This window comes from Serratia sp. AS12 (genome assembly GCF_000214195.1).
Lineage (GTDB): Bacteria > Pseudomonadota > Gammaproteobacteria > Enterobacterales > Enterobacteriaceae > Serratia > Serratia plymuthica.
The window spans coordinates 4,149,217-4,162,145 of sequence record NC_015566.1 but is presented as its reverse complement, the minus strand read 5'-3'; the positions used below and the strand labels follow the sequence as shown (position 1 = coordinate 4,162,145).

15 protein-coding genes and 1 other RNA gene are annotated in these 12,929 nt (G+C 53.1%); 3 read left to right on the top strand and 13 right to left on the bottom strand.

The window, feature by feature from the left end; all coding sequences use genetic code 11:
* Positions 1–2 precede the first annotated feature (2 nt).
* From SERAS12_RS19415 to SERAS12_RS19380, 8 genes are all read right to left on the bottom strand, one after another.
* Positions 3–935, bottom strand: coding sequence for an NAD(P)-dependent alcohol dehydrogenase (locus SERAS12_RS19415; RefSeq protein WP_013814201.1), 933 nt, complete (start codon positions 933–935; stop codon positions 3–5).
* Positions 936–1,119: 184 nt separating this feature from the next.
* Entirely contained in the window at positions 1,120–1,908 is a 789-nt protein-coding gene (locus tag SERAS12_RS19410) for a carboxymuconolactone decarboxylase family protein (protein ID WP_013814200.1), read from the bottom strand.
* A gap of 42 nt (positions 1,909–1,950) precedes the next feature.
* Positions 1,951–2,670: a putative quinol monooxygenase gene (locus SERAS12_RS19405; RefSeq protein WP_041416314.1), complete on the bottom strand. Its 720-nt coding sequence runs from the start codon at positions 2,668–2,670 to the stop codon at positions 1,951–1,953.
* A gap of 14 nt (positions 2,671–2,684) precedes the next feature.
* Positions 2,685–3,260, bottom strand: coding sequence for an NAD(P)H-dependent oxidoreductase (locus tag SERAS12_RS19400; protein ID WP_013814198.1), 576 nt, complete (start codon positions 3,258–3,260; stop codon positions 2,685–2,687).
* A 148-nt stretch (positions 3,261–3,408) separates the two neighbouring features.
* Positions 3,409–4,443, bottom strand: coding sequence for an amidohydrolase family protein (locus SERAS12_RS19395; RefSeq protein WP_013814197.1), 1,035 nt, complete (start codon positions 4,441–4,443; stop codon positions 3,409–3,411).
* A 139-nt stretch (positions 4,444–4,582) separates the two neighbouring features.
* A complete protein-coding gene (locus SERAS12_RS19390) occupies positions 4,583–5,530 on the bottom strand; it encodes an aldo/keto reductase (RefSeq protein WP_013814196.1) in 948 nt (315 codons plus the stop codon).
* Positions 5,531–5,632: 102 nt separating this feature from the next.
* Positions 5,633–6,322, bottom strand: coding sequence for a type 1 glutamine amidotransferase domain-containing protein (locus tag SERAS12_RS19385; protein WP_013814195.1), 690 nt, complete (start codon positions 6,320–6,322; stop codon positions 5,633–5,635).
* Positions 6,319–6,642, bottom strand: a complete 324-nt coding sequence (locus SERAS12_RS19380) for a hypothetical protein (protein ID WP_013814194.1) — start codon at positions 6,640–6,642, stop codon at positions 6,319–6,321. Before SERAS12_RS19380 ends, SERAS12_RS19385 begins: the two co-directional genes overlap by 4 nt.
* A gap of 141 nt (positions 6,643–6,783) precedes the next feature.
* Here SERAS12_RS19380 and SERAS12_RS19375 point away from each other — a divergent pair, with 141 nt between their 5' ends.
* On the top strand, positions 6,784–7,683 hold the full coding sequence (locus SERAS12_RS19375) for a LysR family transcriptional regulator (protein WP_013814193.1): 900 nt from the start codon (positions 6,784–6,786) through the stop codon (positions 7,681–7,683).
* A gap of 119 nt (positions 7,684–7,802) precedes the next feature.
* Here SERAS12_RS19375 and ssrA read toward each other — a convergent pair.
* Positions 7,803–8,183: a transfer-messenger RNA gene (gene ssrA, locus SERAS12_RS25810) on the bottom strand.
* Positions 8,184–8,232: 49 nt separating this feature from the next.
* Positions 8,233–8,715 (bottom strand): SsrA-binding protein SmpB, encoded by a 483-nt coding sequence (gene smpB, locus SERAS12_RS19370; RefSeq protein ID WP_004953643.1) that lies wholly within the window; start codon positions 8,713–8,715, stop codon positions 8,233–8,235.
* A 161-nt stretch (positions 8,716–8,876) separates the two neighbouring features.
* Here smpB and SERAS12_RS19365 point away from each other — a divergent pair, with 161 nt between their 5' ends.
* Positions 8,877–9,311 carry a type II toxin-antitoxin system RatA family toxin gene (locus tag SERAS12_RS19365; RefSeq protein ID WP_004953639.1) on the top strand — a complete coding sequence of 145 codons (435 nt, stop codon included), beginning with the start codon at positions 8,877–8,879 and terminating at the stop codon, positions 9,309–9,311.
* Positions 9,304–9,588 (top strand): RnfH family protein, encoded by a 285-nt coding sequence (locus SERAS12_RS19360; RefSeq protein ID WP_013814192.1) that lies wholly within the window; start codon positions 9,304–9,306, stop codon positions 9,586–9,588. Before SERAS12_RS19365 ends, SERAS12_RS19360 begins: the two co-directional genes overlap by 8 nt.
* A gap of 114 nt (positions 9,589–9,702) precedes the next feature.
* Here the strand turns inward: SERAS12_RS19360 and bamE are convergent, their stop codons facing one another.
* The 3 genes from bamE to nadK form a co-directional block, all read right to left on the bottom strand.
* Complete coding sequence (gene bamE, locus SERAS12_RS19355; RefSeq protein ID WP_004953634.1) at positions 9,703–10,041, bottom strand: outer membrane protein assembly factor BamE; 339 nt, start codon at positions 10,039–10,041, stop codon at positions 9,703–9,705.
* Positions 10,042–10,279: 238 nt separating this feature from the next.
* Complete coding sequence (gene recN, locus SERAS12_RS19350) at positions 10,280–11,941, bottom strand: DNA repair protein RecN (protein ID WP_013814191.1); 1,662 nt, start codon at positions 11,939–11,941, stop codon at positions 10,280–10,282.
* Positions 11,942–12,027: 86 nt separating this feature from the next.
* Entirely contained in the window at positions 12,028–12,906 is an 879-nt protein-coding gene (gene nadK, locus SERAS12_RS19345; protein ID WP_004953629.1) for an NAD(+) kinase, read from the bottom strand.
* Positions 12,907–12,929: the final 23 nt, after the last annotated feature.

The following is a 12,929-nucleotide window of genomic DNA, read 5'->3' as shown; positions in this document are numbered from 1 at the left end:
GCTTACTCCATCGCCACAATGCCTTTACCGCCGAGCTTGCGGCCCTTTTCAAGCTCGGTGATCAGTTGAATTGCGCCCCCCAGATCAACGGTTTCGCCAATCGCGATTTGGAACTTGCCCTCTTTAGCGGCACTGGCAAGCTTTTCCAGGATGTCGGCTCGCGGCGAGCCAATGACAGGTTTCAGCCGTCGATCGAAGACAGCCCGAATGAACTTGCCCAGGTCGGGGTTGAGATCAAGGAACACGCCCCCGCGGCGTAGCATAGCCACGCCGGCGGGTACGGTCATTGTCGCAGCAGTGTCGTATACCACATCGAAGCGGGTGGTTATTGACGACAAATCCGTTGCGCGATAGTCGTAGACAGTCTGTACGCCAAGTGATTTAGCTCGCTCCCTGTCTCGGGAGCTGCAACTTCCGGAAACGACCGCACCGAAAAGCCGTGCGATCTGCACAGATGCCTCGCCAACCGCTCCGGCACAGCCATTAATGAAGACGTGCTGACCCGCTTGCAGCTTGGCCTTGTCGATCAGCCCGTTCCATGCCGTAACGCCCGGAGTACCCAGACAGGCGGCATCCTCGAAGGGGATACTCTCGGGCTTCCTGGTCAGGAAGTTTTCTTTCGTGATCACTGACTGGCCAAGCGCACCGCTTTCCTTGAAGCGAGCGAGGCCGAAGACGGCGTCGCCGACCCTAAAGCGCGAGACCCCTGGGCCAATGGACGTGACGATACCGGAAAAATCCATTCCCATTGCGCGGGGAAAACGTCTGCCGGTGACGATCTTCATCAGTCCGTTGCGCAGCTTCCAGTCGATTGGGTTGATTGCCGCGAACCTGACTTGCACGGCCACTTCATCGCTAGCGGGCGTGGGCAATTCAAACTCATCGACCCGCATCAACTCCGGGCCACCATAACTGTCGTACTGAATACGTTTCATTTGCTTCACCAAGGTTTGAGCGGTTCTGGTTGAGGTACGTTGCAACTCCTTCTAAAAACAGGAGGAGATGAGCGCGATTTGGATGTCTCTCTGCTTGCGGAGACATCCTATAACGCTGTGATGCCAGTTTCTGGCACCATTCGTTAGGCTCTTTTGGCACCGCTAATCCAGGGCGCTCTATCCTTTATCGGGTGCGTAGCACTTCACCGACCACAGGGGCTGCTGAAAAGGCATTTGGCCAGCCGGCATAGAAAGCGCAATGGGTCACGACTTCACCCGCTTCTTCGGCGGTCAATCCATTATCCATGGCCCGGTTAAGGTGGTAACCAATTTGCGCGCTCTGCCCCGATGCTATCAGCGCGCTTACCGTCACAAGACTCCTGTCCCGGGGCTTAAGCGCCGGCCTCTGCCAAAGATCGAGAAAGAGAGGGGCGGTGGTGAATTTGACCAGCCCAGGGGAAATTGGCGCGACATTTTTTTCCACCGTTTCTGAACGCTGCCGTTCGACATCCTGATTAAGCGGCAGAAGTGCAGGAGAGGCCTCGGCTAACTGTTGTGCAGTGACGCCACGCTCCTGAAAAACACCTTTAGTGACTGCAATAGCCGACATCGCACTTGGCCATCCGGAATAGAACGCAAGGTGCGTGATAATCTCCGATACTTCGGCCGGCGTGACGCCACTGTCGAGTGCAACCCCGACATAGTGCTTTAGTTCGGTGGGCTGGTTCCTGGCAATCAGAATGGCCAGGGTAACGATGCTGCGGTCACGTTGCGAAAGCTCATCACGTTTCCAGAGATCGTCCGTAATGGCTTCGCTACCGAAGCGGGCCAGTGCCGGAGAAACGGATTGGATATCGGCAACTGAAAGGCCCGACGGATTAATTTTCAACATAGCTTCACCTCTTTTTTCTTCTGCATCCACGAAATCTGCAAGTACAAGCGACATCACTGCAGCGGCAATAATCTCTTTCATTGCAAAACCTCATTGATCATCCAATCGACAGAAGCTCAGGCACTAATCATCAAACTGCATGGCGCCTTTATTTCTGAGAAACACGGGCACGACAGGGATTGATTCCTTCGCGGTTGTCATTTCTGAGGTTTGCGCTATATACCCCCGGAAGTGGGGCGTCTGCCTGTGCCGTTGATAATCAGCTTCGCTGGCGTAAATTTCATAGAAGTACCAGCGATTTTCATTTTTCGCATCGGTTGCGGCATACATAGCCAGCACGCCATCTTCAATCTTCAGGGAGTCAGACATTTCCGCGAGGACGATATTTTTGAAGGCCTGCTGATGCTCGGGTTTTACATCGACAATAACCAGGTTATTTATCGTTCTCTCGTTTTGTACTATTTGCTTATCGCCAAGGAATTGCGGTGTGACATCTGTTTTGCTTTTTTGATCTATGATTTCAGGCGCACGCTCAATAAACGCCTTGTACTGCTCTGAATCTACGTGTTTTTTATAGGCCTCCTTTCCGGCGTAGATTTCAATCATGTACGCCTGATTGAGATCATCCTTGCGTTTGAGTGAGTACATGGCCAAGGTGCCACTTTCAGCCTCAAGGGAAGAGGAAATAGTGCTTCTGGCGACTTCATCATACTGCCGGCTTTTCCCCGCTTTGATGCCAAGCTCGAAAATGTTCATAACGGTTTTATCCTGCAGAGTTGAGCCGGCTGCAAATGCGGGGCTGCCAACCAGCAGGCAGAGCGTCATGGTTATAATATTTTTCACAGGGTGCCTTTATTTTATACGGCCAGTTTCAATTCTGGGGATAAGGATTTCAACAGCGCGATCAGTCGTGAGGCATGCTCTTTGGCCATTATTTTCTGTTGCGCTATTTTATTTTCATCCCTGTCGGCATAACTGATGCCACAGGTATACACCGGCATTTGCAAATCGAGATTGCAAAGCCTGGCGGTGGTTTCAAACTGGGTAAGGTAATTTTCAAGGCTATGGCCAAAAAATCCTTCCGATGAATAGAGCGCTTGCTGTGCGCCGGTGGTAAACGAAAGAATAAGTTTTTTACCGCCAAGTTTTGCCGTTGAACCCTGTGCGAACCCGTGGACAAAAACCTCATCCAGCCATAATTTCATTACGCCCGGAAGCGAATACCAGGAGAAGGGAAATTGCCAGACGATCACATCGGCTTTCAGCAGGCTCTCCTGCTCTGCTTTTACATTGATTTTGTTGTCCGGATAGAGCCAATCCAGACGGCGAATTTCAGCCTCCGGCAATGCCAAGGTTATCTCATCCAGGATAGTCGCGTTACCGATTGACTCGTTAAGATTCGGATGTCCGGAAATAATCAGGATATTTTTCATTTTCAATAGCTTAAAAGTTAATTGTTTACCAGGTCACCAGTATAGAATGACCGTATTCTGTTTTTTAGAGTATTAATGGAACAATCACTTTTAGCTAAAAGCTAATAATTACCCTGGTTGACTCAAGGCTTCCGCAAAACCTTTTTTATCAAGACGTTAATCCGAGCAACCGCTCAGCATTGCGGAAGGCTATCGCTTCTTTCGCCTCTTCAGGAACAGGTAAACTTTGGATAAATGCCTTCACGCCATCCAGCGTCTGGTAGGGATAATCAACAGAAAAAATAATCCGCTCGGCCCCCAACAGTGCATAGATAAACTGAAAATGCGGTAGCGTCAGCATTCCGGAGGGTGTCACATACACCTGTTCCTTAAAGGTCTGCGCAATGGTGCGTCGTAACCCCGTAGCGGCCTGGGGGAGGCTATCGTCCAGACGCTGTAACCAGAATGGCAGCATCTCTCCCCAGTGGCCGCTTATGACCTGAAGGTTCGGATATTTATCAAAGGCCCCGGACAGGATTAACCGCAGCAGATGAATGCCCGCTTCGTGATGCCAGCCCCAACCAAACATCGATAGCCTGGCGGTGACTTCATCGCTGAAGCCACCGTAATAAGCCTGTTGTACGCTGCGAACGGGAAGCCCCGGATGGAGATAGAGCGGGACGCCAAGAGCGTTGAAGCGGGCCAGCAGCCCGTCGTAATCCGGATGGTCGAGAAAATGGGTTGATGGCCTGCCGTTTAGCAGAGCGCCTTTAAAACCCAACTCTTTAACCGCTCGCTCAAGTTCTTTTTCTGCCGAATCGGGCTGAGCCCATGGAAGCGTGGCGAATGCGGCAAAGCGGTCTGGATGAGCGTTAACCGCGTCAGCGAGGCGGTCGTTAGCCGCGCGGTTCAAATCCACCCCCTCAGCAGCCGATATCAGGTGTGGAAATCCTCCAACCGAAAGCACCTGCATGGTGATACCGGCCACGTCCATATCGTCCAGACGCCCGCGACCTATGTCTGCGCCCTTAATGTTAATCAGGTCGTTTTTTTCAATTTGGGGGCGGCTTCGATCGGGAAGATTGCCGTCAGTAACCGTCTTTCCCCAATCGCTCAGAAACGGAGCCTGCTCAAGTGCAGCCGGCATGGATGCCATAACCAGCGCTTTATCCAGAGTATGTTCTTCAAGGCAAATGATTTTCATCTTTGATTTCCGCTCAGTGTTTTGACATAGGGGAACCGCTGTACAACGGGGGGAGAATGCCTGAAATGGCGATGCCTGCCAGAACGCGGGATCCCGTCTTGAAAAAGGGGGAACCCGGCGACATGCTTCGAGCCCCTCGCTAGACCATGGACTTCTCCCATGCCCCCCGCGTATCAACTCCCGCTTCTTTGGCAAGGCGTTCCAGCGTTGCCATTTCCTCAGCGCCAAGCTGAATGTCTGCAGCCCCGGCAGCGTCCTGAACATGGTGAATCTTGGTCGCACCAATGATCGGCAGGGTGCCTTTCGCAATGGCCCACGCGATGGCAACCTGCGCAACGCTGGCGTTTCTGGCATCTCCCATCACCTTCATCGCCGCGGTTAAGTTTTCTAACTGCGGTAGAACCCGGTTATAGGTTTCAGCGCGCCCACTGCCCGCGGGCATGGGATTTTGCGAGTTGTAATGGCCGCTCAAGGCTCCCTGTTCCAGCACCATATAGGCAAAAAAGGTGATGCCGTTTTTATGGCAATAGTCGAGGATCCCCGCGTCTTCCGATGAACGGTAGAGCAAGCTGTAGTGATTCTGAACTGCGCTTACAGAGAAACCGGCCTGTTTCAGGATTTCATTGGCACGCTTTATTTGTGCCAGGCTGTGATTGGATACGCCAACCTGTTTAACCCTGCCGCTCTGTAAAAGCGGAATAAGGCCCGGCGTCCATTTCTCCACGTCGGAAGGATTATGGATCCAGTAGATATCAATCTCCTCCACGCCCAGGCGCTCGAGGCTCGCCTCAAGCATGGCGCTAACGGGCTGAACCGGCGTCTTGTCGGCAATTTGCGGGGTAAACTTGGTCGATAGAATTATGTCTTCACGCGGGTACTGACGGACTAACTTACCCAGCGCTGTTTCGGAGCTTCCCATCCCGTAGACGGCGGCGGTATCCCACAGATTAAGCCCTTTATCCATGGCGTTGCTGAATACCTCTGCCATCTGCCGGTCGGAAAGGTGATTTCCGAATACGGTATCTCCACCCGCAAATCCCGCTCCCCAGGACCAGGTTCCCAACGCTATTTTTGGCAATTTTTTCATTATGTCCTCCTGGAAAGGGCCGGAGAAATGACTTCCCGCCCGGCCAAAATGAAGGCTTAACACGTTGAACAGAATAACGGTGCCAGCGTGCTATGCCCGCCGTTAGATTGTCTGGTGCAGCGCGTCCACCAACGCCACGCCAACGCCGTGCGCTGAGGCAGGGTTCTGACCGGTGATCAGACGACCATCCGTCACCACATTCTCAGACCAGTTGGGTGCTTCATGATGAAGTGCGCCGTGCTCCCGCAGGGCGGTTTCCAACAAATAGGGGACCACAGCCGTTGCCTGAACTTCGTCTTCTTCTTTATTGGTGAAGGCTGCCAGGTTCTTTCCTTTCACCAGGTATTCACCATTGCTGAGTTTTGCGTCAACCAGCGCGGCCGGGCCATGGCAGACTGCCGACACTGTCCCACCGCTTTCGTATACCTCTCTGATAATGCGCTGCGCATCCGGGTTATCGCGGTAGTCCCACATTGTGCCGTGCCCGCCAGCAAAAAAGACCGCGGAATAATCGGCCCCGTTCAGCTCAGATAAAGGCGGCGTGGTGGCGAGGCGATGCTGGAAATCGGTCTCGTTCCAGAACCAGGCGTTAACGGGATCGCTGAGATCGAAACCGTCAACCGGCGGCTGGCCCCCACGAATGCTGGCAATCACTGTTGGGATCCCCGCATCTTCCAGCACTTTCAGGGGATGGGTGAGCTCTGCCATGAAAAAACCGGTAGGCACGCCGGAAACGCCTTTTATCGGATGGCTGGTGACGACGCACAGCACGGGTTTGCGGTCTGATTTCATTTCATCGCTTCCTCTGGCTGATCTTTGAACTCCCCGGCAAACAGGTGTTCCCAATTGGTAAATGACCCCAAAGGGATACATTCGAAGGTAAGCAGACCGGCTTTTGCCAGCGGAAAATCGGCCATCAGCATCCGGGCTTTTTCCACCGAGTCACATTCAAGAAAAATCGCTACGCCGGGCCGATCCTGTCGAAAATAAATATCCCGGATACTGCCGGATTTATACAAACTCCAGGTATGCAACACTTCTGAAGTCAGATGTGGAGCGTATTTTTCCAGCGAGGCGCCGGAAGCGGGAATATCCAAACACAAAATGCGCATTTCAGTCTCCTGAACTTAACTACGAAGGGGGCACTGAAAAAAGTATAAGCTCGCGATTTTGATAAGATTAGGCCCTTATTGACTTAAGGATATTTAGCCTGTAGTTAATAATCGGTGGGCCATTTGCTTCAGGATGACGTGATGAATAACGTGATTTACAACCAGATACGCATCTTTCAGAGCATTGCCCGGGAAGGCAATATTTCGGCTGCGGCCAGGAAGCTCGAGATTACGCCTCCCTCTGTCAGTAAGGCGCTTAAGCTGCTTGAACAACACATCGGTCACCCTCTTTTTGTCCGTACGACACGGCGCATTGAACTGACGGAAGCTGGGCAACAGCTGTTGGAGCAAACTGTAGCGGCAGTGGACTCGCTTGAAAAATCGCTGGAAAACATCCGCGACCAGAACCAGGAACCCTCTGGCCTGGTCAGGATTACGCTCTCCCGCTTCGCTTATCTGCTCATACTTAAACCGGCTATGGCGGCCTTTTGTCGGCAATATCCCGGCATTAAACTTGAAGTTTCGGTTTACGACGGCACCGTTAATATTATTGATGACCGCTTTGATCTGGGGATACGCTTTGGCGATATTCTTGAAGGCGGAGTGGTGGCTCGCCAGTTGATGAAGCCGTTTAGGGAAGGGCTGTATGCGTCATCGGCCTATCTGGAGGCGTTCGGGACACCCACTACGCCGGCCGAGCTCCATCAGCACAAACTTATCGGCTATAGATTCATCACCAATAACCGCATCCTTCCGCTGATTCTTGATCACAAAGGCGAGCAACTAACCGTTGAGATGCCGGGCCAGTTAATCAGCAACGATATTGACGTTATGGCCGATGGAATACGGAGCGGACTGGGCATCGGAAGGTTGTTTGAGCCCATTCACAGGTTACAGCCCGACAAAGAGAAATTTATTCCCGTGATGGAGAATTACTGGAAAACCTACCCAGCCGTTTATCTTTATTACCCGAAAAATGCGGGTAAGACCAAAAGAGTGAAGACGTTAATTGATTTTTTAACGGAAAGAAAAGCCGTTTAAAATGAATGTCGCGCATGTAAACCTCGTACATGAGCAACCGACACAAAAAAGCCCGCAACGGAGTTGCGGGCTTTCTCGCTATTATCGCCGGATCTATCTGGTATCACCGGTGACCTATTTGGTGGAGCTGGGGGGATTTGAACCCCCGTCCGGAATTACTACACCGTCGGCACTACATGCTTAGTCCAATCATTACATTCGCCGGTCAGCTGCGGATGGACACGCCACTAACAAACTAGCCTGATTGGGTTTAACGCTTCAGCCCCAGGCAGGACATCCACGCGATCTCTTTTGGGTTTGACCTCTCTTGATCCCCGTCCTAAGAGCGGAGGCTAGGGAGAGAGGGAATCTTCAGTTTCTTAGGCTGATTAAGCTGCTAAAGCAGCAGATTCGAATTGCGAGTCGTTTGCAATTATTTTTTTTGCGGCTTTTTACGAGGCCAACCGCCCCTCGGCATGCTCCTAAGGCCTCACAATCCCGTCGAATCCAGAATCAGCCCCAAGTAACTTTGTTCAGTATACCAGAAGTTTAACCCGTTAAGCCAGAGGCTTATCGGTTGGCATGCTTCATGATACGGGATTTCGCCGTCTGCCATTCACGATCTTTGATGTCATCGCGTTTATCGTGTTCTTTCTTGCCTTTGGCTACGCCGATTTTGATCTTGGCCCAGGCATTTTTCCAATACATGGACAAGGCAACTACGGTGTAACCGTCGCGGTTTACGCGGCCGAGCAGTGAGTCCAGCTCACGTTTTTTCAGCAGCAATTTACGGGTACGTGTCGGATCGCATACCACATGCGACGAGGCTACGTTGAGCGGTGAGACGGTGGCCCCAAACAGATAGGCTTCACCATCGCGGAAGGTCACGTAGCTGTCGCTAATGTTGGCTTTGCCGGCACGCAGCGATTTTACTTCCCACCCTTGCAGCGACAGGCCCGCCTCGAACTCTTCTTCAATGAAGTATTCGAAACGCGCTCGCTTGTTCTGCGCAATGGTGGCGGAACCGGGTTTGTGTGCTTTTTTCTTTGTCATAGTTTGTTCATTATACTGGATGATTCGACGAAAGAAATCCTTTACCGCTCAGCACCTGCGCAATTTTTCGCATTTTTGGCCCTCGCGTTGCATAGCAGATTTTTTGTTTGGCGATAGATAAATGGTATTATCTGTATGTTTTGTGTCTCACAGGAAATGATATGCCCCAGATCAGTCGGTCTGCGTTAGTGCCGTTCAGCGCCGAGCAGATGTATCAGTTGGTTAACGATGTTCACTCTTACCCCGATTTTCTGCCAGGTTGTACCGGCAGCCGGGTGATTGACGCGTCCAACAATCAAATGACCGCCGCGGTTGACGTTGCCAAAGCCGGTATCAGCAAAACCTTCACTACGCGCAACACGCTGCAGGATAACCAGAGCATCAATATGCAACTGGTTGATGGCCCGTTCCGCAAGCTGATGGGGGGCTGGCAGTTTACGCCGCTGAGCCCGGAAGCCTGTAAGGTTGAGCTGCACCTGGATTTTGAATTTACCAACAAACTGATCGAGCTGGCGTTCGGCAAGGTGTTCAAAGAGCTGGCAGGCAACATGGTGCAGGCCTTCACACAGCGGGCGAAAGAGGTTTACAGTGTCTGATATTCGGGTTGAGGTGGTTTACGCCTTGCCGGAGCGTCAGTATCTGCGCAAGGTTACGCTGGCGGAAGGCAGCAGCGTTGAACAGGCTATTATGGCCTCCGGGCTGCTGGAACTACGTGGTGACATTGATTTGCAAAGCAATAAGCTGGGCATCTACAGCCGCCCGGCCAAGCTGGGTGATGTGCTGAACGATGGCGACCGGGTAGAAATTTACCGTCCCCTGATTGCCGACCCTAAAGAGCTGCGTCGGCAACGGGCAGAGAAAGCAAAAAAATAAGGCGCTGAATGCGCCTTATTTTTTATCAGAATTTTATCTTCCGAGTTGCAGCCTGTTACTGTCATGAAGAACCTGAATCGCCCCTCACGGGCCGGACGATAGCTCCTGCGCTGATTACTTGGTCAGCGCCGGCTTGTTCTGAATATCGGTCAACACGCCCGCGCTATCAAAGGTCAGCGTCAGGGTTTGCTGGGTGATATCTTCATGGCCAGGTTGCTGGCGGAATACATAGAACCACGTCTGAGTACCGAACGGATCCTGTAACATTGGGGTACCCAATGTATAAGCGACCTGTTGCTGGGTCATACCTTTTTGGATTTTAGCCACGTCGGTCGACGTCAGGTAGTTCCCTTGGTTGATGTCAGGCCGATAAACCACTTTCTCAAAAGTAGAACAGCCTGCAGTCAGCATCACAAGAACCACAGCGGCAGCAGCCAGCGTTTTACAGCGCATAGTAATCACATTCCTTTAGGGCATAGGATGCCGATGATAATAGACCTTGCAGCAGTTGGAAACCTTTATACCCTTCATCTTTCAAGTTGTAGCGGCGATGACTTCCCTCTCACGCTCCAGTCACTCAGTTGACTACGTGCCTGGAGGATGGGGCGGTTGTCGCCTTGCCGCACCTTGAAATCTGCCAGGTAAACAGCGCCAAAGTCAGACCTCAGAAAAGTGAAAAAGTTGAGCTTTTTTATGCGGCCAGCAGTTCTTTTGCGTTTGCCAGTGTGTTGCGGGTGACTTCACTGCCGCCAAGAAGGCGCGCCAACTCCTGCAAACGGGCACGTTTATCCAGCGGCGACATCTGCGTTTCGGTTTCCGTGCCGTCGGTCTGCTTGCTGACAAACAGATGCTGATGCCCGCACCCCGCGACCTGCGGCAGGTGGGTGACGCACATGACCTGCGTTGACTCCCCTAGCTGGCGAAGCAGGCGGCCCACGATGGCGGCGGTCGGGCCACTGATACCCACGTCCACTTCGTCGAAAATCAGCGCTGGGGTTTCCATCTTGCGGGCAGTGATGACCTGAATCGCCAGCGCGATGCGTGACAATTCGCCGCCGGACGCCACTTTAGCCAGCGCCTGCAATGGTTGACCCGGGTTGGTGGATACGCAGAACTCGGTGCGACTTGCCCCTTCGGCGCTCAAATATTGGGGCTCGAAGCGCACATCGATGTTGAATTTGCCGTGTGGCATAGAGAGCGCCTGCATGCTGTCGGTAATCAACGTGGTCAGTTCGGCGGCGTAATGCTGGCGTTTTTGGTGCAGTTGCTCCGCCAGAACCAGCGCCTGCTGATGGTGCAGGGTGACCGCTTCGTTAAGGTGCTCGTGGTCGCTTTCCTGTTGCGACAGCAATTGTTGCTCATCCAGCAACTGCTGGTGTAGCTGCGGCAGCTCCTCTGGCGCCACGTGATGTTTACGCGCCAGGTTGATTTGCCGCGACAGGCGCTGTTCCAGTTCATGCAGGCGGTTGGGATCGAGATCCATGCGATCGGCATAGTGGCGCAGTTCATCGCTGGCCTCGCTGATTTGGATTGAGGCCTCTTCCAGCATGTTCAGCAGTTCGCCCAGTTTTTCATCCATGCTGACCAGTTCGACCAGCAGGTGTTTGGCGGTGTAAAGCTGGCTGAGCATGTTGTGTTCTTCATCATCGGCCAGCAATTGCAGCGTTTGCTGGCTAATGGTCAGCAACTGGCCGCTGTTGGCCAGGCGCTTGTATTCCGCGTCTGTTTGTTCAAATTCACCGGCCTGCGGGGCGAATTCGTTCAGCTCTTTCAACTGGTATTGCAGCAGCTGTTTGCGCGCGTCACGCTCGAGGGACTGTTGTTGGTGGTGCGCCAGTTCGCGGCAACTTTGGTGCCAGCGCTGGTAAGCTTGTTGCATTTGCGCCAGCAGGGCAGGTTCGTCTGCATAGGCGTCCAGCAGCTGTTTTTGATGCTCGGGTTTGAGCAACAGCTGATGAGCATGCTGGCCGTGGATTTGAATCAGGCGTTGGCCAAGTTCGCGCAGCTGCGAAAGCGGCACGGCGGTGCCATTGATAAAGCCGCGCGAGCGGCCGTCTGCGTTGATCACCCGGCGCAGCAAGCACTCATTGCTGTCGTCCAGTTGGTTCTGCTCAAGCCATTGGCGGGCTGAGGGAGTATCCGCCAGCGAGAAGCGCGCGCAGATATCGGCACGGGCGGCCCCCAGGCGCACCACATTGCCGTCGGCGCGGTTGCCGAGGCACAGGCCCAGCGCGTCGATGGCGATGGATTTGCCGGCGCCGGTTTCACCGGTAATCGCCGTCATACCCGGTTGAAAATCAATCTCCAACTCACGAACGATAGCAAAATTGCTGATGGTCAATTGCGCCAGCATGGGAACCTTCCTGTGTATAAACACATAACTGTAGTTTCATACAGTATAAACTGGTTTTATATACAGTAAAGTAGCTGGCGACGTTTTTAGAACAATTTTTTTGACCAGCCGAGTTTTGTGCTTAACGTATTGAAATAGCTGTAGTCCTTTGGATGAATAAGATTCAAATGGAAATCACTGCGGCGTATCAATACCTCTTCGCCTTCCTGGATAGGCAGCGCGATCTGGCTGTCGCAGCTGATTTCCAGATCGCTGCCGATCTGTGAAAACTTCAGCCGAATGGTGCTGTTGCCGTTGATCACCAGCGGGCGGGCGGAAAGGGTGTGCGGGAACATCGGCACCAGCGCAATGGCCTCCAGCGAAGGCGTCAGGATCGGCCCGCCGGCGGAGAGCGAGTAGGCGGTTGACCCGGTCGGCGTGGCGATAATCAGCCCGTCGGAACGTTGCGAGAAGGCGAAACGATCGTCGATATACACTTCGAATTCGATCATGTGCGCCACTTTGCCGGGGTGCAGCACCACTTCGTTGATGGCGGTGCTGATGCGGCACTGCTGGTTCTCTTTGTGCACGATGGTTTCCAGCAGGAAGCGCTGTTCATCGATGTATTCGCCTTCCAGCACGTCGGCCAATTGCTGCAGCGCGTTGTCGGGGTCGAGATCGGTCAAAAATCCGAGATTACCGCGGTTTACGCCGATCACTTTAATATCGTAACGCGCCAACACGCGCGCCGCGCCGAGCATATTGCCGTCACCGCCGACCACCACGGCCAGGTCGGCTTTCTGGCCAATGTCTGCCAGGCTGCCGGTCACGACGTCTTTCAAGCCCAAATCCTGGGCTATCTGCCGTTCGAGCATCACCGAGTAGCCTCGGGCGACCAACCAGTGAAACAACATCTCATGCGTTGCCAGCGCTGAAGGGTGGCGCGGGTGACCCACAATGCCAATACAGGCGAATTTCTTATTCATTGCTGTGATTTTCCTCACCGGGA